Raw genomic sequence first — 24,683 nt, forward strand, 5'->3', positions numbered from 1 at the left:
CTAAAAATAAAGTCTAGAGAAGTAACACAACGCTAATGCGCTAACTTGAAACGAACACTCCACTGAGATTCTAGAGCATCTCGGCTGGAAATACACTAAAGTCCAGTGAACCTCGCCAGCAACAACCCACCTTCCGTAGTGCAAGCTTCCAGTCTGCGCGATCGTAGTGCAGGCTGAAAACCTGTGCGGGCAAGATGCCCGCTCTACAGTTGCTAAACTCATGCCCACCTTGACTAGTCGTCCCACCAGTCATCATCTGACGCAATTAAGCTGATCACATCGTACCCTGTACCGCTCCGAATCATTAATGACTCCAGAATGGCATCGAACGATTGATAGGCATCGCTGATTTGAATCAGGTTATTCCCATCTCCAGGTCGAACGATCGTTTCGCTGTTCACCGCCTCTACACGAATGACATCATCTCCATTCCCAGTATTCAGGTGGGTCTGCCCCCTGGAAGTTCCGGCAATGGTGAACCGATCGTCGCCTGAACCTAATAGGATATTGATGATTTCGATCGAGTTGTAGTCGATCGCGTCAGACATGCCTAAACCTGAGATGTGAGAAGCGGTCAAACGTCCCTCATTGTCCTTTGAATCTCCCGAATCATTCACGAAGAGCAAATCATGGCCCATTCCTCCTTGAATCAAGAGAGGGGCAGCAATATCGTTCACTGTTTGACCGGCATTGCCGACCGTGACTACATCATCACCATATCCCAGCTTCAGGGTGGTTGTGCCGGAGATTGCCGCAACGTAAACTGCATCGTTACCTGCGCCAGTGTCCACAGTGGTTTGTCCCTGATGGGTATCCAGGATATGGAAAGAGTCGTTCCCCGCACCCAGTTGGATATTTACCATGTCAAAGAAGTTGAAGCCAATTTGTCCGGTCATGCCCAACCCGGCGATCGCACTGTTCGTCATCGTTCCAACCTGGTTCGTGTGATTTCCAGTGTTGACCAACTCCAGAATGTTGTGACCGAATCCGCCCCGCACGTTCAGTTGTCCCTGAATGCCGTTTAGCGTATCAGCTTCGTTCCCTACCCGCACAATGTTGTCACCGTTGCCTACTTTTACGTTAGTTTCACCAGAAACCGATCGAACGTTGATGGCGTTGTTGCCATTGGCGGTATTGATCAGGGTTTGGGACTGGTGCGTGCTTTCCACGGTAAAGGTGTTATTGCCAGAACCCAGGGTGACACCAATCTGAGTAATGTTGCCGTAGGTGACAGATCCGGTCATTCCCAGCCCCGCTACGAATTGCTGGGTGAGGGTTCCAGTACCGTTGGTGATACTTGCTGAAGCATTCAAATGCACCACGTCGGTTCCCTGACCACCCTGAATTAAGAGTGCGCCACGAATACCGTCAAGCTGTTGCTTCGACCCACCGACTTCAACCTGGTTGTTGCCATGACCCAGTTTGACAGTTGTTGTGCCCAGGATCGAATCGATTTCAACCACATTGTTTCCTTCCCCAGTGTTGAGTTGAAGTTCCCCGGCGTGGGTGCTGCTGATCTGGAAGCGATCGTTTCCAGAACCAAGTTGAATGTTCAGGATATCAATCCGATCGTATTCAATCGCAAAGGCCATTCCCAAGCCTGCAACAAAGTTATGGGTGAGGAAACCGTGCATATCGGCCGTTTGCCCAGAGTTATCCAACAGCAGCATGTTGGAACCAGAACCGCCTTTAATGGCCAGGGATGCCTCAATATCAGATAAGCGACGTTCAGCATTACGCACCTCAAAGATATTGTCTCCCTCTCCACCTTTGATGGTTGTTGCTCCCTTAATGGCTTCAACCACAACGCGATCGTTTCCTTCTCCAGTGTTCAAAATTGTCTGCTCAGGGTTGCTGGAATGAATCACAAAGGTGTCATTTCCAGTTCCTAAATCAATGGTGATAGTGTCAATTTCACCAAACTCGATCCCATGAACCATTCCCAATCCAGTCAGTTGATTCGCAATCAACTTCCCTTCACTGTTACGGGTTTCTCCAGAGTTATCCACAATCAACATATTGTTTCCGGAGCCGCCTGTAACCACCAACTTATCTTTGATCGCGTTCAACAAACCGTTTGCACTGCCAACGCGAATCACATCATCCCCTGCCCCGGTTTTGAGAATGGTTTCACCGGAAATTCCTTCCACGCGCACCACGTCATCCCCAGTCGATGTATTGATCCGCGTTGTCCCTGCATGGGTATTAAGAATCGTGACCTCATTGTGGCCAGTGCCAAGCTGCACATCTACTGTGCTAAATGCACCATAGTTAATCGTCCCTCGCATATCAAAACCAGCAATGCGATCGTTGGAGATGGCTCCTACATTGTCTTTTTGATCACCTGAGTCGTTGAGGTTCAGCAAGTTGTTGCCTCGACCTCCTACTAAAATCAGGTTGGCGAGAATGAAGTTTAACAGTCCATCTGGAGTTCCCACATTAACGACATCATCGCCTGATCCCATACGAATTGTCGTTTCACCGTGAATTCTTTCAACCAATGCTAGATCATTTCCATCACCCATATCGATGTGGGTCAGGGCAGTGTGAGTACCGAGGATCTTCAGTTGATCACTGCCAGAACCCAGCCTGAGGTTGAGGAATTCAAACGTTCCATAGTCGATCTGTCCGGTCATCCCTAGTCCAGCCAATTGGCTACTCGTGAGGGTGCCCGTCCGATCGGTCTTATCGCCCGTATTCACAATGTTGAGAATGTCATCACCAGAACCGCCCTGGAGGGTCAGGCGAGCGGCGATCGTGTTGAGCGTATTGTTGATGCTGTGGACATTGACAATATCCTGCCCAGAACCTGCTCTCACCGTTGTATTCCCTGCGATCGACTGGATATGTGCCGTGTCATTGCCAATTCCCATGTTGACGTGGGTTTGCGCCCGGTGAGTGCTGCTGATGGTAAAGGCATCATCCCCTGAGCCCAGGTTCACGGCAAGAAACTCGATCGAAGCGTATTCGATTAAGCCCTTCATGCCCAGTCCAGTCAGTTGGGAATTGGTCAGGAAACCAACCGCATTATCTGTGTTGCCCGTGTCAAAAACGTTGAGGATATCTGTACCAAATCCTCCCCGAATCATAAGGCGATCCTGAATTCCCGCCAGCATCCTATCGGGATTCCCAACCTCGATGACATTATCGCCTTCACCAAAGTTAATCCGGGTTGCACCACCGATCGCCTGAACCAGTACCAGGTTGTTCGCATCGCCGGCATTAACATAGGTACGGGTGCCGACTCCTGTATGTTCGATCGTGACGATATCGTTGTCAGCTTCTGTGTTGATGTAGGTGGTTCCAGATGTGGTTTTCACCCGCACTTCATCGCTGCCCTCGCCGGTGTTCAGGGTTGTAACCCCAACATGGGTATTAAGCAGGGTAAACCTGTCATTGCCAGAGCCAAGCTGAATATTCAGATCAGCAATATTGAAGTACCGGATCGTACCGCCCATTCCTAATCCCAGAATAGTCGTGCCGTCTAGCTCTCCAATTTCAGTTCCTACATCATCGATCAGTAAGATGTTGTGGCCTTTTCCACCCTCGATCGTCAGTTCTTGAGTCACACTACGACGGCTGATGGAAATGCGGTTGTCTCCATCCCCTAGCTTGAGATGGGACAAAGCCGTGACAGAAGCCGTTCCAGACACTTTCAGTTCATTATCAGAACCCATCTGTTTGACGATAATGCCAAGCGGACTGATGTTGATTTCCAGATCGGTTTCAAGGGTCGAAAAATCATACACACTGCTGCCACTACCGCTCTCCCAGCGATTCCGGCCAAAGTCCTTATCTAGAACAAAGACATTATCTCCAGAATTACCGTTTAATGTGTCTGCCCCTTCACCACCGTCGAGCGTGTCATTACCAGCACCACCACTGAGGTGGTCATTTCCTTTACCGCCATACAGTTTGTCATTGCCGCTACCGCCCTTCAGGGTATCATCTCCGTCTTCTCCCCACAACGTCACCGATCGCGTACTGCGGGAGGCATCGAGGACATCATTACCCGCTCCGCCATACAGGAGTCCACCACCGCTACCCGTAATCAGTATGTCGTTTCCGTCTCCACCATGAAACTCAACGAAAATATTGTCCAGCCTGGAAGCATCGAAGGTGTCATCCCCTTTGCCGCCATGGGCAACGACCTTTGTGACTCCACCGAATAGCTGGTAGAAGCCGTCATATTCCACACCTACCTTACCCGTGGCTTTGTCGGTATAGAGGTAGAAAGCTTCGCCACCATCCGTTAAATCTCCATATTTGCGCAGGGTCGATCGATGTCCGCTATTCAGGTAAAGCACCCCATCAATGACTTCTCCCAGAGTCGGCTGCACTTTGGGTGCCTTGTATTGGAAGTCGTATAGCTTGACATCGAGAAGATTCTTGCTGAACCCAGCTCCAAAGGCATGACCAAACAGATTCAACTCAAAATTGATGCTGCCGTCAATGTTGAACAGGTTGCCGAAGCCATAAAGATTAGACGCAGTGGGGTTATACGATACCATCGTTAGGATTTCAGACCCTCGGATCTTGCCATCACCCTGCCAGGTTTGCCCGATCACATACCCGTTTGCATCCTTGATCAGTGTTGACTTTTCAATATCTTGTAAGTCAACGTCAATGTTCAAGCTAATTAGACCTTCTGCGCCAATCTCAGCAATAAGTGCGTTGAGCGATCCTTGCAGCCCGATCGATCCTTTGAACCGGAACTCTGGCTTCTCATTGCCCTTCATGTCCCAATCCATGATGAAGAAGCCATCTAAAGAATAGAGGGGATTGCCAGTGTCGATCGCCTTGCGGATACCGTAGGTGTCATAACCAAAGCCCAGATCGGCCATCGCAGATAAGCGCAAGATGGCGTTGATGTCGATCGAGGCAATTTTGGGAATACCGTAGGTAAACAACAGGACTCTAAGTTCGTGTTGGAATTCTAGTAGCGGTAACTCGTAGGTAAATAACGTTGCATCACCACCGCTAAGAATCTTCATCCAATTGGAAACATCTTTGAGGTAAGGCAATACCTGGAAGCCAGAACGTGGTGTTTTAGATGTGCCGCTTGTAGTCTTTTCTTGACGAGTATTTTGTTTCAGCACTGATTCAAGCTGGGCAAATCCGGCTGGAGCTAATTGAGTACTTTGCTGACTGGTGGGTTTGCTAGTTCCCAGTCCCATGATGTCTCCAAGCGGCAACCAATCCCCCGGATTAAGACTTGCAAGTGCTTCAGTCAAATCGTAGATTTGTTTTGCCTCTGTCAGGAAAGACCAGTCGATCGTTTTTCCGCCCTTGATCACCAGAATCAGGTTGAGCAGTCCTTTGAGGGTTGGGTCATCCATTAACGCTCTTAGCCCTTTAATTTCTGTGTCAAACAGGTCAACGATCGGCATGAGCGGTTCCAGAATGCCTTTCAGCGTACTTGCGATCGGCTTGAGGAAGTTTGTCACATAATCGCTGAGATCGACTTCCAGGTTGCGAATATTGACACCGGGAGAGGTAAATTTCTGTCCCACTTTCCAATCCCAGTGGACTTCCAGATCTCCTCTCAGGCGAGGTAGCCCTTGTGCACCAGCCAGGCTCAGGGTGGTTCCCAAACTTAAGTCTGCTGTGACACCGAAATCGACCTGGAACAGTTTGCTTAGAGGAGTAGACAGCACGCGGTTAAAGGTCAAGCGTCCTCTTGCATCTCCAACAATATTAAGACCGAGTTCACCATACACGCCGCTGGCTCTGCCATTGGGACGTTTATCGATCAAATCCGCTTTGAAGAAGAGCAACTGTCCCTGTGCAGAAAATACTTCTGCATTCTGAGGGCTGCTAATGGTTTTGGTGTTACCGTCCAGGAATGCGCTGATATTGAGTTGCAGTTCATTGTCCTTCGGATCTTTATTGGTGCTGAGGTAGAAAATATCGCTGACGCTAATGCCAAAGCCAAAGTCAAAGCTCCAATCCAATAGCAGACTAAAACCGCCATCGACTTGCAGGCTAAATCCAGGCAGGCTGAAGTCTAGGGGTAAATCCAATCCAGCCCCCAGGATCGTACCACCCAATCTCATATCAAACTGGACTGCATCCACGCCAGTTGGTAAATCGCTGCCAACTTTCCACAGCTCCAGCAAGTTGCCTTTGATGTCATACCAGCCGACCTGCACATCATCGATCGTGATCTTGCCATCCTTGTTGATGTCCAGAATCAGATTCAGCTTGTTGGGACCTAACACATCCCACAACGTTTGCTGAATAATTTCGATCGCCTTGCCTTTGCCGCTCAGTTTTTCCCGCAGATCTGCTAACACACCCAGGCGAATATCCCGCAGGAAGTCTGCACCACGAGCCAGCTTGTCCCCAATCAGGGGTACACTCTGAGCCAGGTTCGAGTCCATTGTGTATTCCAGGACTCCGAGGGCGGTATCAATTCCATCCAGAATGATCGACGGATCGTTGAGAATCGCTAGTACGGAGAAATTACCACCCAACAGCGCGAACTCACCTCGAATATCGGGGAACGTCATCAGGATGGGATCAGCAGATCCTTTGGTGGGGGAATCTGCTAAGTGCTTGAATAGCTGCATCAAGCCCTGATCGCCATAGACTGGATTGGTTTTGACGCTGAGGGGGGTACTCAGTTCTTTGCGGAATCCCATTACGTCTATGTAAAGCGGCAGGTTAATGTTAAAACCACCCGTTAGCTTGATATCGATGTTGTCGCTGAATTTCTCATCACCGATGTAAAAGCGTCCATCATCAACACGGGTTCCTCCTTTCTGGTCGATCGCAATCAGCAGTCCAGCAAAATCCTTCGTTGAGATATCGCCATCTTCGTCCAGGACGATCGAGCCACCTTTGGTTCCGGCATTAATCGGTCCAACCTTGAAGGCCATGTCCAGATCAGAGCTTTCCATGCGAACGCCAACTTTAGCGTGGGTTCCTTTGCCCGTTGTGGCATCGTAGTCAAGCAGGAAAATTTCAGCCTTACCCTGCCGTAAACTGTCAAGACTAATCCCAATATCAAAGTTCAGCTTGGCCGTTGCTTCCAGTAGCACATTGGCTTTGCTACTGATGTCCACAAATGAGTTGATTGCATCCAGGGCAGCCGCTCCAGCATTGCCGGAAATCTCCTTGAGAGAACCGAGATCGAGGGCAAAACCGAACTTCTCAGAGAAGAAGGCTTCCCATCCCCAGTGAATGTTTAAAGCTCCACCCTCCAGGTAAATCGCGAACTTCTGATCGAGGGGAGCCTTCGTGTTGTCATCTACAATGCTCAACAGCGACTCAAACATCGATTCCACTTCCTGCAATACACCTGCCGGATTATCTGCGACCTTTTGCACCATCGCAGTCAGATCATCCAGGAAGGTGAAGGTTTCCTTCAGGGAGCGAGCGATCACCGGAATCGCCGTCGTGTAAAACGGTTCGCTGGATAAGGAATCATTTAGGAACTCAATACCAGCACGGATACCCCGAAGAATGTCAGCAAAGCTAAGGTTCTTCAGACTCAACAGGTCAGCAATATCAGGCAGAACAACGATTACGCCTTTTTGAGTTACATTTGCAGTCTGAAGATTGAACGGTGTGCCAACGGGTTGAAAAACGGTTTGTAACCCTGCTCGCTCCCGCAGATCAGGCAGGTAAATACCCAATTCCACATCCGGAGAAATGGTAATACCGCCAAACCCAGCATCTACCTTCAGTCCTTTCAAACGAGCATAGGCATCTCCCGTGAAGTTGAGATAGAAGGAGTCCAGGGAACTGCCATTGAGTAGATTATTCAGCTTTTGCGGCCCGGCGAAACCCGTCGCAACCGAAGCTCCCAGATGAACCGCCGAACCCGTGTTTTCGCCACCCGCCTTCAAGCCAAGGAAGCCTAGCTTCGCCGATACTTCGAGATCAGTGACATCGAAGTTGACTTCACCCTTTAGCCCAACGTTGTCTAGGAATATACCAATCCCTGTAACCGTCTTACCCTCATATTTCAATGGGTTGCCGTTCTGATCGTATTTGATCTCATCAAAATCAATGACCAGATCAATCCGTCCACTGACACTGGCACTCAGGTTGGCTCTCGATTGACTCGACAGGGATAAGTCGCCCAAATTCAAACCAAAGTCTAGACCGACATCAAATGCAGTCAGATCTTGCTTAAATGCGATCGGAATCCTGAACGTGTTCTCAACTGGGTCGTACTCGATCGGGATACTAAACGGCAGAATATCAGATTTGTTGATGGCGAGAATCAACTCCTGATAGGAGCGAATTAACTGCCGCTTTTCGTGAATTACATAATTCAGTTTGCTGAAATCGGGCTTTGCTACGGTCTGAAGCAGTAACCCTTGATCATCCACTGTCTCAACCACGGTTAGGGTAGAACCGTTGACGGCCGCAATCCGATAGATACCCACACCCTCAAGGGTGACAAATTTTCCAACCCAGGCTTGATCGAAGGTAACTCCGCTGTGCGTCAGATACTGAACCGTTTTGTTATTGACGATCGTGCTACTTAACGTCGCACCCGATCCCCTTGCTAGGTCAATCTGCGGTTTGTAGAAATCAATTTTGGAGAGCACACTGTCATTGATTGCCGAAGCGAAATCAAGTGCATCACCTAAAGAGATATCTACGAATGGAATTGCAGCTTTCATGATATCGGTATCCCGATATTCCTCTGCCCATTTCACAATGTTTTTGAAGGTCAACAGAAAGTCAACAATACTGAAATTGCGGAAGTTGAGCAGCTTATCAAAGTTTTCGTGGGAAAAGGTGAAATCGCCTGGGACAAGCTTTTGAGTATTAGGGTCTGTCTTAAAGACTGAACCGTTCAGGAAGATCTTAGGCGTTGCATTTGCCGCAAAGTCCACGCCAGCAAGCGTTGCATAGAAAGGCAGTTCAGCAGTAATCGTGCCACCATTTACGATATTAAAGTCGAACTTTTTATCAGTAGCTGGGTTGTTATCGTGATCGGTATAGGTGAGGCTACCACCCAATGCCAGGGTGATTTTACCTTTTTCTCGATCCGCATCATAGGAACCAATACTGGCTTCTAAAGGACCAAAATAGGCATCCAAAACCAGATCCTTTGCACTGGCAGAGGCATTGAAGTCTAACTTGTTCAATGTAAAATCACTGGTAAACCCATTTCCCCAGCCGAAAGCAAGCTCAAAGTTAATTCCAGTTTCAACGCTCAATTCTAGGGTCGCATCACCAGAGAGTTCCAGTCCAAAGTTTTGAGTGGCCGTCCCCAGTGCGATATCTAGATTGGTAGTGTAGGTTGTATTTGAGTTGTATTTGAGAGTTAGGGTTTTGAGATCTTTGTTGTAAGCAAAATTTAGCCCTTCATAGATCGGTAATGTTGACAACCAGTCCTCTTTGAGATGTCCCATTAATCCCATCAGCGTTTGCTGGCTCAAGGTGGGAGCGTCCAGATATTTATTGATTGAAGCACCCAGAGATAGATAAGAACTAATTCCCAGCATTTCATCTAACGTGATGTTGGCGATCGGAATCGGGAAAGTAAGAAGCGTTTCATCACCGCCAATAACTTCGCCATCTTTGACTCCTGGGACAAGTTTTTGCTTGACTCCATCCAGCATTCCGGCGGCACTGCGGAGTGCGTTCTTAATGTCTTCAGTCAGGATTAGATCAATGAATAGGTTATCTGTCGTAAATTCAAACAGATCCTTGGTGATCTCTGTGAATTGCAGGCTGATGGTTTGGTTGCCAACGACGATCGCCTCATTAATGCTGAAGGGGTTCGCTGCATTGATCTTGCCTTCATCAACGTTGACGACACTGATCCCCAGATCGCCACCCACCAACACTGAATCACCCAGCTTCATGCTAGCTGTGCTCGATCCTGTCAGGGCGTACTGTCCATCTGCCAGCAAAATAAAGCCGATCGTACCGTTGGTCAGTTGTCCGGTGAGCAAACCCGTTTGTGGAGCTTCACCTTCTCCAGACCCCTGAATGGTTGCACCGTCGATGCTCACCGTAGCAAAGCCATTGGTGATAGCCGCTAAAATCGCACCATCCGTTTCACGAATTTGGAAGAGTACGTCCCCACCAATGCTGGTACTGAGTCCAGGTAGTCCAGAAATGCCTAGATTAATGCCCTTTCCTTCAACTTGATTGATGCCTGCTTTGAGAGTCTGCTCGCCAAGGGTAATATCAAATGCCGCCTGATTGTATTGGGCACTGGCCCTTCCGCCCATCGTCAGAGCATCGATCCCTTCCAGGGCAATATCCCCAGCAATGGAATAGGCGATGAACTGTTGTCCATCTTGGGGTTTGCGAATTTGCAGATTGCCTGCAATATTCTTCAGACCGAAACCTACGTCATCTTCCTCATCATCGATCGTATTGGCTCCCGCGCCAAAGAAGGCAGACGCATCGGACGCACCCAAATCAATAATTTGCGTTCCATTCTCCGTAGAAATTCCGAAGTTGAAATTGCCACTCAACCGGACGTAATTTGAAATGAGTATGTTGAGATTACTTAACTGAACGCTAACATTATCCTGATCACCCGTAACCTCGGCTCTACCCGACAGATCAAACAGATCGATTTTGACCATGGAAACAGTGCCGCTAATTCCATATTGATAGGTATCGTCGGGATTCAAAGTCAGGTTGAACGCAGCGTCACTGAGGAGTAAGCCCACATCATCGTTGGGATCAGCGGTTGCAGCTCCAATTCCCACAAAGGCAGTGATGGCATCGCCACCCAGTTCCACCACTCGAGTTGAACCATCAAAGCCGAAGGTGAAATCCCCCTTGAGGTTGGCATTGTCACCCAGCAAAAAGTTGAGATCGTTCAGCGCAGCACTGATATTGCCGCTGCTATCACCTGTGGCTACAGCCGTACCAGACAGTTGTAGGAACTCAACGCCAAAGATCGCTACATCTCCACTAATGCTGTATGCGTAAGACTGATCCGCTGCCAGGGTGAAACCAAAGCTACCGTTGTTGAGACTTAGCCCCAGATCGCCCGTCATGTCGATCGGATTCAGTCCCATGCCAACAAAGGCTTTGATCTCAGAACCGACGACTGAAATTTCGTTATTGAATGACGTGAAGCTTAAAGCACCCGAAAGGGCAACATATTCTGAAATTTGCAGCTTGGCTGTACCGCTGATGCGAGTGAAATCACCAGGTTGTTCAAAGAGAACATGAACTTCACCACCAGGAGTTGTGATAGTTTCCTCAATCTTCTCTCCACTGCGATTCAGTTCAACCTTTAATGTTCCTTCCAGGGTCAACTCTGGAATGCCCACGAGAGCAGCAGATCCCTCACCAAACAGGGCATAGCTCATTCCAGTTTGAGCAGTTAGAGGCAGACTATAATCGATCGTCTTAAACAGGACTAAGCCCAGGTCAACATTGGAAATCTTCAGTCCCACTTCATCATCGGTTTCAAACCCTGTTCCCATGAAGGCATAGCCATTGGTAATTCCTGCCAGGAGCTTCGTTACTTCAATCTGCTGCTCGTCATAGGTAAGTGTGATCGCCTGGAAACCAACCTTCCGTCCGGCATTGACGGCATTGGCTGCGGCATTGGGATCATTCGTGGAAGAGACCGTTCCAGCCGTGAGACGAACTTCCACACCCAGGTCATTGCTCAAGCGGGCTGCCAGGGCGATCGCCGCTGCTTGCCGCTGTTCTGCAGTGTCGTTGTTTGCCAGGAACTCAACTCCGGTACGGACAAACTGATGGTTTCCAGCTCCGCCCGCTGCGGTTAGATTGACGACTGTACCATTGGGAGAGGCCGCCAGTCGGAGCGCATTGCCATTAATGCTAACCACATAGTAGGTTTGACCATCCTGCAAGCCACCGATCGCCTGGGAACCTCCTGTACGGTATTGCACCGCTTCACCGACTTTTAGATCTACGGCAACGGGTAGGAAGATCGTATTGGTTGCAGCATCAACCGCGATCTGGTTCCTGGCATCAAAATTTGAGCCGATTTGTACCAAACGATGATTACCCCGTCCGTCGCTGGTTAGATCAACAATTGCACCCCCTGCACCAATCAACTGAATGGCTGTATCACTAATCCGTTTCACCTGGTAGGTTTGTCCAATCGTTAAACCACCGATCGCGGTTTGCCCTGGATCAAGTTCATAGCGAACGGTGGCTCCGTCTGTTAGCTGATGGGGAGAAGCAAACTGAATTTGATCCTGGGAGATATCAATCCGTAGCGTATTCTGAGCGGCGAAAGTCGTTGCTGTAACGCGAGTGAACTGATGAATTCCGATACCATCACTCGTCAGATCAACCACCAGTCCACTATGAATGTCCGTCAGTTGTATCGCCGTGTTGCTAATGCGCTTGACTGCATAGGTTGCCCCTGCGGTTAATCCGCCGATCGCTTGCTGTCCTGGTTGAATGTCATAACGGACGAGCAAACCATCCGTTAGGCTGTGGGCAGAAGAGAACAGAATCTGATCCCGGCTGAGGTCTACTTGCAGGTGATTTTGGGCTGCAAATATGGTTGCAACCTGAGTGAATTGATGGTTTCCAGTACCACCACTGGTCAGGTTAATCGCTGCTCCACCTGGCGTTGTGCTGAGTTGGATTACCGTATCGCTGACTCGCTTAACGTAATAGGTCGCACCAGTTGTTAAACCACCGATCGCCGTTTGTCCGGCTGGAACTTCGTATTTGACCAGTGCCCCATCACTCAGGTTGTGCCCCGCTTCAATGATGATGCGGTTGTTGGTCGTATCGACGTTTAGCGTGCCAGAGGGAGAGAAGTGGTAGGTGGGCATGAAGCGATACCTCGACCCGCCTGCCACCATTGCCACATCAACGAAAATATTATTGTGCAGATCCTCTAAGGTTTCAGCCAGTTGGAACCGGGTATCAGAAATCCGCTTGACGTAGTAAGTTTTCTCTGACGTGGGACGATAGACTCGCGCCTGGGACGTATAAATATCTGCATTCAGACCGCTGATCGGAGACTTGGGCAAAGAAGCGGTGGAATCCAGTTGGAGAACAATTCCCTGTCCGGTTTGGAAACCGTGGGCATAGTTGAGGGTAATTGTTGTGCCACTCGTGGAAAGAGTAGAGGGAGCATGGAAGGTGAGGTGATCCCGGTTGGTGTTTGCCCGTTCCACCAGTGTCAACGTTTGTAATCCCTGCCCAATGCTGGTTAGATCTAATGCTTTATTGCTCAGAGCATCAGGGCGAGTTTTTGCCAGCTTAATGACGGTATCACTGACCCGAATCACGAAGAACGGATGCACATCGGGATTGGTGTACAGCGTGTCGAACGTGCCACCGACTGGACGGCTACCGTCTAGAGTGCGATAGTAGTCAACTTTGTCGCCCGTTTGCAGGAAATGATTACCGGAAAAAGTAATTGTTTCATTATCAATATTGACACTACCGAATCCATTCTCAGTGGCAAAGGTTAGAACGGGAATAAGCGCATGATCGCCCAAACTATCACTCGTCAAATTAACGATCGTATTGCCCTGCCGCAGTTGAATAGTGCGTGCATCAATCACATGAACGGTATAGAGAGCACGATCGCTCAGTCCCCCGATCGCGCGATTGCCCTGTGCTTCGTAACGAACAGTTTGACCGTTAGTGAGGGAATGCGCCGTAGCAAAGAGAATTCTATCGTTCTCAATATCAATCCGTAGCTGATTCTCGGCTCCAAATTGGCTGACGGGAGTGAGGGAATGATTGCCCAGGCTATCACTCGTGAGGTCGATCGCCCCTCCATCCTTCGTATGGCTGAGTTGAATGGTATTAGCATCAATCGCCCTCACATAGTACAATCCACCGTTGGTTAATCCACCCACTGCGGAATTACCCTGGGCATCGTACCGCACCATCATTCCCGTGGTAAAGCCATGCGGATTGCCAAATAGAATCCGATCGCGTTCCAGGTCAATATTGATCTGGTTCTGGGTTTCCATCAGCAGAACCGGGCGCAGATTGTGGCTACCTAAACCATCAGTCGTTAGATCAACCACCTGGCTACCGTTTAGCTCCCGCAGCTTCACCGTCGTAGCATTTACGACTTCAACCAGATATTGCCTGCCGTGAACCAAGCCACCGATCGCCGTGTTTTGTCCGGCATCGTACTGAACGCGGCTCATGTTGGTGAGTCCATGCGCCTGATTAAACAGAATCAGGTTTTGCTCAACATCCACGCGGATGGAGTTCGTGGCATTAAATTCAATCACCTGTTGAAGGGAATGAGTTCCCGCGCCTGCACTGGTCAGATCAACGGCTGCCCCCCCTGAAGTCAACGCCAGTTGAATCGTTTGGGCATCAACCCGAATCACATAGTATTCCTGTCCGCTGACCAGCCCACCGATCGCCTGTTGTCCCGCGCCTGGTGCGTAGATGACCTTCTGACCCGTCACCAAGCCATGCGGCTTATCCATCACCAACCGATCGCGTTCAATGTCTACCCGGTCTTCATTGAAGGCAAATCCATCAACGATCGCACTGATCGATTTTACGGTCGATTGTTCAGCGGCAAGGCGATCCTTTTCAGCGGCTAATTGCGATCGGAGTTCTTGATAAAGTGCTTCATCAATGAGGGTCTGATGCTTGGTCAGAATCAGGTCATTAAAGGTAAGGGTGGTGGATTGTTCTGTTGCACCCGGCCATTGAGGCGTGGAGAGTTCCATCGAAAACTCCCCACCAAAAGCCACATTACCGCCTGCATCAAACTTCACTGCTCCTTCAACCCGGAATTGATCGGTTTGAGTTTCGTTGAAATGAATCTCGATCCGATCGTCTTCCCCTTTACCAACCTTGACGATTTTGTTGACGACCTCACCCGTCCGATTAATCCGAACAGCTAACTCACCACTCATGCTGAGTCCATTCACACCCACCAATTCTGCTGCTCCACTGGCGACCAGAGCATAGCTGCTACCCTTTCCGGTACTGGCGTTCGTATCTGAGAAGAGAGCTAAACCAAGTTGACCATTACTGAGTTGAATCCCCGGTGCTGCATCTGTGCCGCCCTCTGCTCCGATGAAGACATTCACCTCTGTCATCCCAATCAGCAGTTCAGAGCTACTGAACTCCAGTCCAAACTTTCCAGATGCTTGAACCGCTTGGGCAATATCCAGCGTGACTGAACCCGTCAGCGTTTTGATGTCTGCGGCATGGTCAAAGTCAATTTTGACGATTTGATTCGGCGTGGCAATTTCTAGATTGTCGATCGCCCGCCCGGTCTGGTTAATCGCAATATTCAAGTCACCGCTGAGGGTGAGTTCAGGAACACCAATTAGTCCAGCCGCTCCACTCCCTTGAAGCGCGTAGCCCTGTTTGGTTTGCCCTGTGCTGCTGTTGAACTCCTGCTCCAGGAGCAGTCCAAGCTGATCGATCGTCAGTTGTACGCCGATCGCACTGCTGGTTCCGTAGCCACTCCCCACAAAAGCATTTGCCCTGGACAATCCCAGGAGCAGTTGAGTTGTTGTCGAATTACCGCTGGTAATCGTCTCTTTTCGAGAGCAAAGGCTCCACTGAGGGCAATGATATCTGCCAGATTGATGCTGGCAGTCCCCTGTAACCGAGTGACTGCATCCGCTGTAGCAAACACCACACGGATATCATCTCCAGGCATCGCAATAATTTCATCGATCGCCTGTCCAGTGCGGTTCACCTCCAGCTTCACATTACCCGCCAGCGTAACGTTATCAATACCCACCAGTCCAGCCGTTCCAGATGCATTCACTGCATAGGTTTTGCTATCGGTGTAGAGGATTAATCCCAATGCTGCATCACTGATCTGAACCCCAGTTCCATTGGCTCCAACAAAAGCGTTAACATTGTTCGCCCCAATCCGCAGGGTATTGTTGTATTGCTCGATGCCGAAATCGCCAGAGAGTTGAGCAAAGCCAGCAATATCCATGTTCAGACTGCCGATCACCCGTGCGATCGTTCCTTCATCAGCAGAATAGTGAATCCCAACGGTTCCCCCTGGGGTTGAAATCAGTTCATTGACGCTTTGTCCAGTGCGGTTCAGTTGCAGAGTCACATTCCCATTCAGCGTTAAGTCATTGATGCCCACTAAACCTGCCGAACCGGAAGCGGTTAGTGCATAGCCAGAACCCGCATCGCCACTGTAAAATACCAGTCCCAGGTTGCCGTCTTTGACTTCTAATCCCGTGCCGTTCGCTCCCACAAACGTCTGAACCTGAGTTGCGCCAACTCGTAGAACATCACCGTTTTTCTCAAAGCCAAAATGACCGGATAGTTCGGCAAACCCGGCAATGTTCATGTTCAGGCTACCCATCGCGCGGGTAATGGTTCCTTCTGCCGCACTGTAATTCAGGACAAAGGGATCTCCCCCTGCGATCGCAATGATTTCTTCAACGGCACGTCCAGTCCGATTGAGTTCCAGCGCAATCTCACCATTCAGAGTGACATCATTGATGCCCACCAGTGCCGCAGAACCGATCGCCTGTAAAGCATAGGTTTGCTCATCGGTATAGATAACCATTCCCAGGCTGCTGTTGTTAACTTGCAACCCTGTGCCATTCGCGCCCAGGAACGCTTCTACATTCGCCGCGCCAATCCGTAACGTATTTCCATCCTGTTCAAATCCGAAGTCACCGGAGAGTTGAGCGAATCCAGCAATATCTAACTCCAGGCTGCCCGTGACGCGGGTAATGTTGCCTTCTTCCGGTTTGTAGTTAATGACAACGGGCTGTCCCGCAGTGGCGATCGTTTCTTCAACGGCTCCCCCTGTCCGATTCACTTCCAGGGTGGCTGATCCACTCAACGTGATGCCGTCTACACCCACCAGAGCCGCCGACCCCGAAGCCATCAGCGCGTAGGTTTGATCACTGGAGTAAACCACCAGACCCAGTTCAGCCCCACTCACCTGCAATCCAGTGCCGTTCGCCCCGACGAAGGCGTTAATGTTTGTTGCACCGACCTGGAGTTTACCGGACTCATTGGTGATACCAAAATTACCCGAAAGCTGTGCAAATCCAGCCACATCTAAATTCAGGGAACCGACGATGTGCGTGAAATCATCTGCGGAGTAGTCCAGGAGAACATCTCCACCAGCAGTGGCGATCGTTTCGTAAACCGTCACGCCAGTGCGATTCACCATCAGGGTGGCATCACCGCTCAGGGTTAATCCATTCACCCCCACCAGGGCAACTGTCCCCGCAGCCCCCATAGCGTAGGTTGCGCCATTGGCATCGGTGTAGATGACCAGTCCCAGAGCCGCATCATTGATTTGAACGCCCGTCCCGTTTGCCCCCATAAAGGCATTCACGTTGAGTGCGCCAACTCGCAAGGTATTGCCGTTTTGCTCAAAGCCGAAATCACCAGAGAGTTGAGCCATTCCAGCAATATCTAAATCCAGATAGCCGATCGCTCGACTGACGTTACCTTCATCTGCTGTATAAGTAATGGCAACTGAGCCACCTGGGGTTGCAATCACCTCATTAACGGCAGATCCAGTACGGTTCAGTTCTAGAGCCACTGCACCCCTCAGGGTCAAATCATCAATTCCCACTAAAGCAGCAGATCCACTCGCTTGGAGGGCGTAGGTAGCTCCCGCCTGGCTGGTATAGATGACCAGACCAAGTTCAGCCTCACTGACGTGAAGCCCCTGCTGATTTGCTCCCATAAATGCATTGACATCCGTTGCCCCGATCAGCAATGTATCGGCAGTTTGCTGAATGCCGAAATGACCGGAAAGCGAAGCAAATCCATCCACGGACAAGTCAAGCTGTCCTGAAACCCGCAGAAAATTCTCTACTTGAAAGTCAATCTGAATATCACCGCCGGACGTGACGATCGTTTCCTCGATCGCCCGACCCGTGCGATTGATTTCCAGAGCCGCCGAGCCACTCAGGGTGACTCCGCTCACTCCCACCAACTCAGCCGTTCCAGAGGCTTGCAGAACATAGCCCGTTGCATCGGTGTACAGGACTAATCCCAAGACTGCATCATTCACCTGAACGCCAGTTCCGTTTGCCCCCATGAACGCATTCACATTCACCGCACCCAGGCGCAGGGAGTCCGCTGTTGTCTCTATGCCAAAGTCTCCCGATAGGGCAACGATACCTTCGATCGCTAAATCGAGGGAACCCGTAACTTTGGGTCGAAGCTGCCCTTCCTCTGCCGCCAGGGATAGGTTGATTTCGCCCGTTGAGGTTGTAATCTTCTGGTCAACTACTGCCCCCGTTTGGTTAATGGCGATCGCCGCTGAACCCGTGAGCGTTATTCCATCAATGCCGACCAGTGCTGCCGTTCCTGAAGCTTGCAGGGCATAGGTTGGCGAGGGCGATGAACCCTCTACCCATTGCATCAGCAAACCCAAACTGCCATCCGTGAGTTTGATGCCCATCTCATCCGCAGTAACGTAGGATGCACCAACAAAGGCAGATACATCCGTTGCGCCCACGAGCAGTTGGGTGGTCATGACACCATCCATCGGCTTGACCGTCTGCTCAACACTGATTGAGCCAGAGAGTCCTAACGATCCAGCAATATCGAGGGAAACACTTCCCGTAACTCGCGTGAAATCTGATGCATCACTGAACTGAATCTGGATCTCACCCCCTGGCGGGATAATGGTTTCTTCAACCACTGTTCCAGTGCGATTGACCTGAATCCCCAGAACGCCACTGAGGGTCAAGTCGGGAACTCCAACCAGTGCGCCAGAACCGCCACCCAACAGGGCATAGGTCATTTGCTCCTGTTCAGTGATGTCCTTGGAGTAGACGATCGTCTTGAACAAAACTAAACCGAGATCAACATTGGTGATCTTGATGCCAATTTCATCGTCTGTTTCAAAGCCAGTGCCCATAAAGGCATAGCCATTGGTAATGCCAGCCAGGAGCTTGGTTTGAGCAATCTGCTGCTCGTCGTAGGTAACGCTGATTTCCCGGAACGCTACCCCTCGCCCATTAGCACTGGTAGCTTCCGTTACATTCCCTGCTTGTAAAGTGACCTGAATGCCCAGATCACGGCTCAGACGTTCCTCTAACGCCAAACCAGCATCTAACCGTCGTTGAGCAATGTCATTATCTGTGAGGAAATCGGCCCCACGCCGGACAAAGCTGTAGTTTCCAACTCCTCCTGCCGAAGTCAGATCGATCGCGCTTCCCCCTGGAGTCATTGCCAGTTGAATTGCACCATTCAGATTGCTCACGACATAGTAGGACACGCCATCCTGCAAACCGCCGATCGCTGTTCCTCCAGCAGAACGGTACTCCACTACTTCACCGACCTTGAGATCGACAGGCGCAGGCAGCAGAATCCGGTTGGCAATCACATCCACCTGAATGCTGTTTTTCGCAGCAAAGGTAATCGGATCGCCCAGTTGTTCTATCACGCCAGGAAGCAAGACTGAATCAAAGCCCCAGGTAGGCATGAACCGGAAACCTGATCCGGCTTTACCACTGGGAGCCTGAATTTGAACGAAAATATTATTGGCTAAATCTTCTGCGGTGAGCGCGAACTGAAGATTGCCATTGGCTGCGACTTTAACGTAGTAAATATTATCGTGGGCTGCACTGTAGACTTTGGGTTGGGTGGAGTAAGCCACTGCCTCCAGTCCAACGATCGGCGATTTGGGATAGGCAGCTCCTGGATCGAGTTGTAGGGTAACGGTTTGCCCGGTCGTTAAGCCGTGGGCATAGTTCAGCCGAACGGTGGTGGGGTTGACGAACTGAATGCTAGAAGCGGTGTGGAACGTTAAATGACCCCGATCGCCATTCGCCTCTTCGATCAGCGTAATCACATGGAAGCCACTGCCTGCACTGGTTAAGTCAACAGGAGCACCATCCTTCAGCAGTTTAATTTTCGTTGGGCTGATCACTTGGACGGTGTAGGGGTAAACATCCTGCTTGGTCAGGAGAGCATCCAGAGTTCCGCCGATCGCCTGTCCGCGATAGGGACGGTAATACTGAATTTTGTCGCCCGTTTGCAGATGATGCGGGCTGGAGAACAGGATCGTGTCATCAACAATATTGATGCCGCCATTGCTGCCAGCCGATGACGATTCGATCAGAACCGGACGGAAACTGTGGGAACCGAAACTGTCTGAGGTCAGGTCAACGATCGCGCCCGTCACGATATCCTTCAGTCTCACCGCAGTCGGACTGATCACTTCCACCCGGTAATCCTGTCCCTGCTTCAGTCCACCGATCACCGGATTAGAGCCAGCATCATAGCGAACTTGGCTGCCATTCGTAAATCCATGTTCGACACCAAACCAAATCATTTCTTGTTGGGTATCAACTCGAATTTGATTTGTGGCTCCAAAATCAATCACCTGGCTCAATTGATGTGTTCCAGAGCCAACACTAGTCAGATCGATCGCGCTTCCACCCAACGTTGCTGCCAACTGCACTGACTTTTGATCAACAGCAATCACATAGTATTCCTGACCATCAATCAAACCACCGATCGCCGTATTTCCTGCTCCCACTCGGTAGATAATCTTTTGTCCGGTCTTAAAGTCGTGAGACGTTTGGAAGATAATACGATCTTGCAGGAGATCAACAAAATCTTCATTGAAGGCAAAGCCATCGACCGTGGCTTGAATTTCGCCGACGATCGAATTTTCAGACTCTAATCGTGTCTTTTCTGCTGCCAGAAGGGATAAAAGTTCTTGATAGGTTGCTTCACTGATCGCGCCTTGCTGTTCTGCCAGTGTGAAGTGAGTACTGGCAAGCGCAGAGGTCAGATCGGTTGCACCAGGTTTTTGCTCGGGGAATAGCTCCATTGAGAATTCACCACCGAAAGCCACAGTCCCAGCAACGTTCGCATGAACCGTTCCCTCAACCCGCAGTTGCTCCTCCTGTCCTGGTTCAAAAACGATGTCAAAGGTATTGCCATTCCCTAATACAACACTTTCGTTGATCACCTGACCAGTCTGGTTAATCCGAACCGCTAGGCTACCTTCCAGTCGCAAATCATCCACGCCGACCAGCGCCCCCTCTCCATCCGCAACCAATGCATAGGAAGGAGTTGCACCGTTATAGAGAACCAGCCCTAAATTTCCGTTACTGAGTTTGATCCCTGCTTCATCCGCAGTTCCACCCCCAGAGCCGACGAATGCAGTAATGCCAGTCGCTGCAATTTTCAAGGGATCGGCTTCATTGTTAGAGGGAACAAAGCCCAGCCCTGTACCGCTAATGTAGCCAACTCCATCCAGTCCAAGCTGGAATGCACCCGTGGCAATACTAATCGTATCTTGAGTGCCGATCGCGCTGACCTGATTTACAAAGAGCGTTAATCCATCAATTCCGACCAGAGAAGCATTCGCATTGGTAATGCTGTAGTTGTAGGTTTGGTTGGAATTCAGGGTGATGCTGAAGTCTGCATTTGTAATCGATAAGCCCAGATCATCACTAGTGGTTGCAGTTGCCGCGCCATATCCAATCAATGCTGAGGCATTATTCGCACTGATCACGATCGGTTGTCCATCTTGCAGGCTGAGGGAGAAGGCATCTCCAGCCAATCCAACCACACTGCCGATCGCTAGATTGAATGCGCCAGTGCTGAGAATGAGATTATTCAGATGATCACCATCAATCTGCACATTTTGGGCAGAGAGATTCAGTCCCGGAACGCCGCGCACTTCAATACTGGCATTGCTGAGGCTGTAGCTGTACCCCTCTGCATCCAGATGTAGCACGAGGTTAGCATTGCTAAAGGCAAAGCCAAGATCACCACTCAGATTTGCTGTAGTCGCTCCATAACCCGCAAAACCAGAAAGTCCTGAACCATTAAATGATAAAGTTTGTCCCGATGCGGTGGTTTCAATCTGGAATTCAATAAATTCACCACTCAGGTTTAAGAAATCACCAATATTCAGTACCGCGTTGTTCAGGTTTACTCTAGTGCTGTTGGCATTCCCGATCGCACTCACAGCATCAACCACCAGAGTCAGTTCCGGAATTCCCCGTACTTCGACCGCAGCATTGTCCAGACTGTAGTGATAGGTTCCATCGGCACCGAGTTGCAGAACAAAGTTGGCGTTACTGATGGCCAGACCAATATCATCACTGGGATCGATCGTGTCCAGACCATATCCTGCTAAAGCTGCAAGTCCCGTTCCCTTAAACGTGACAATCCGATCGGCTCCTGTACCAATCGTCGTAAATTCTAAAAGTTCTCCACTCAGACGGAAGCGATCGTCTAAGTTCAAAATTGTATTGACTAAATTAATATTAAAAGCAGTCCCGGTATCATCACCCGTAATGTTAACTGCATCGGTACGGAGCGTGATCCCCGGTATGCCTCGAACCTCTACAGCTGCATTGTTAATCGTGTATTGATAGCTGCGATCGGCATTGATCTGTAAATCAAAATTTGCATTCGTAATTGCAAGTCCAATATCATCGTTGGTAGCTTCCGTTTCTGCGCCATAACCCGCAAATGCAGAAATGCCTGTACCCGATAGGGTGAGATTTGCACTCGTTCCGGTATCTTCAACCTGTATCGATAGGGATGTAGCCGTTACATTAATAACATCTTTAAAGCCGACGGTTGCATCACTAATGGTTAAAGATAAATTGTCTTGATCTCCTGTCGCACTGACTGAACCAGCAGAGAGCGTAACGCCATTAATCCCTCTGAGTTCTGCATTTGCATTGTTAAAACTGTAGTTGTAGGTTGCATCGGAATTCAGATTAATATTCAAATCAGCATTCGTAATGGCAATGCCGACATCATCGCTGGAATCTTCCGTCTCCGTACCGTATCCTGCCAGGAGATTAGCATTCATCAGGTTGAACCCGATTTGCTTGCCGCTCTGGGTTTGTTGAACATTGAAGGAGAGCCGATCGCCATCAATCCAGACAATATTGCCTAAACCGACTGTGAATGAGCCAGTTTCCAGACTCACCTGCTCCTGATCGCCCGTGACATTCACTTGTTCAGCTTCAATAATTAGCCCATCAATGCCACGAATGCCGATCTGCCCATCACTGAACAAATAGCTGTAGTCATCATCACCGTTGAACTGAAGGCTGAAGTTTACTGAATTTACTTCCAGCCCCACATCATCACTGAGGTCACTGGTGTCTGCGCCATACCCAATGAAGGCATAGAGGTTAGAACCCGTAAACGAAAGCCGATCGTTTTGTACACTGTAGGCTAAGGCTTCACCCCCCAGCAGGGCATTCCCCCCAATGCCCAACCGAAAGTCGGATAAATTAACGATCGTCCCTGCTTCCGTCCCACTTACCGTGACATCATCCGCTGATAAGGTGAGTCCCGTAATATTAGTTAAAGCGACCTGCCCCGACAGCGTGTAGCTATAGGTGAAATCTGCATTGAGCACCAGATCCAGATTTAAGTTGGTCAGGCTTAAACCGCGATCGTCGCTGATGTCAGGGGTACCCAGCCCAGTGCCGATAAAGGAATTTAGGTTAGTTCCAGACAATCTCAACGAATTAGCATCATTGGCCGCGATCGTCAGAGAACCATTGAGCACCGAACCACCGTCAAGCTTCAGTGTGACTGAGTTGAGATCCGTCAGAGAATCAGTCATCCAGGCATCGTAAAGTTGTTGCATGGTCAGGGAAAACAGCACTCCCTGATATGCGCTCTGAAAGACCTGAGCTTCGATCGCACCCAGGGTATATTCAAGCTGCCAATCTCCACCCAGGGCAGCCGTTCCCGTTAAGTTATCCGATGCAGCAATATCGGCTCCACTCAGATCACTCAATCTTTGAATCAAGGTTCTACCTGCTTGGCTCGCTGCCAGGTTACACCCGTAGAGCAAAATATCTGCCGTTGCCGTGAGGGCAGATCTCCATCCTTGAATCTGTGCAGCATATAAATCAAGGTTCTGATTGCTCAGATCCGTTGCGCCAATACTTAATCCAACCTGATTACCGTGGGAAACAATATGGATCGCAGAAATGTTTTGACGTTGGCTTAAAACATGACTAATTTGCTGAATTCCATCCTGACTGCTATCTAACAGGAAAATTTCCGCCAATGGGTCAATTTCTGCAATGAGTTTTTGATAGTTTTTAACTCCTGTATCAATAAAGAAAATTTCTTTGGCAGCGATCGCGCTTGTTCCAATAGACTTGAAGTTAGTTAATGAATCGCTAAAAGGTAATTGTCCAACCAGGATTTCACTGCCATCAGCACTGAGCAGCCGATCGATCTGAGTTGCTGATGTCGGAGCCCTATTAGAAGTCAGGATGGACAGAGAGCCATGCAAGGGATCATCCCACTCTGGGAGAGCAACTGGAGCCTGAAGGGGATCAGCAAGGGGCTGAATTTCCAGGACAGGGAGGCTAGAGCTTTGGGAAGTTAAACCTGTCAAAGGAGATGCAGGCAACAAGGCTGCCAAAACATCTGATTGAAGCTGTAAACCTTGAGACTCTGGGGAAATATGCTCGCTTCCTGGATTCATTACTACTTACTCTCCCTGATTCAAAGTGCGCGATCGGTGAATGGAAACACTGGAATTGCGACAAATCGGCAAAAATGTCAGCAATTGGAGCTTTACTACGCTTGAAACTAAGCTATCCAGCCATTCCACGATCGGAGACTAGAAAATTTCAGTCGCAAGACATAGCTCTAGTTATTCTATTAAGAGAGATCTCGACGTGATTTTCGTGCCTTTTTTTACTGGTTTTTTGCCCAAGCCAGAGCATTCTTGCCGTATATATACTGATTTCACTTAAGTAGCTAATATGTCTTTAGAGTACTGACACCAGGAG

2 protein-coding genes are annotated in these 24,683 nt (G+C 49.6%); both read right to left on the minus strand.

What is annotated here, in order from left to right; translation table 11 throughout:
• Positions 1-233: 233 nt before the first annotated feature.
• The gene (locus ACM1PF_RS01840; RefSeq protein ID WP_416671882.1) at positions 234-15,419 is read right to left on the minus strand and encodes a hypothetical protein; all 15,186 of its coding nucleotides are present in this window, start codon (positions 15,417-15,419) and stop codon (positions 234-236) included.
• A complete protein-coding gene (locus ACM1PF_RS01845; protein WP_416671883.1) occupies positions 15,353-24,373 on the minus strand; it encodes a DUF4347 domain-containing protein in 9,021 nt (3,006 codons plus the stop codon). Before ACM1PF_RS01845 ends, ACM1PF_RS01840 begins: the two co-directional genes overlap by 67 nt.
• Positions 24,374-24,683 lie beyond the last annotated feature (310 nt).

This window comes from Egbenema bharatensis FJBBOT/2019 (genome assembly GCF_048077055.1).
Taxonomy (GTDB): domain Bacteria; phylum Cyanobacteriota; class Cyanobacteriia; order Elainellales; family Elainellaceae; genus Egbenema; species Egbenema bharatensis.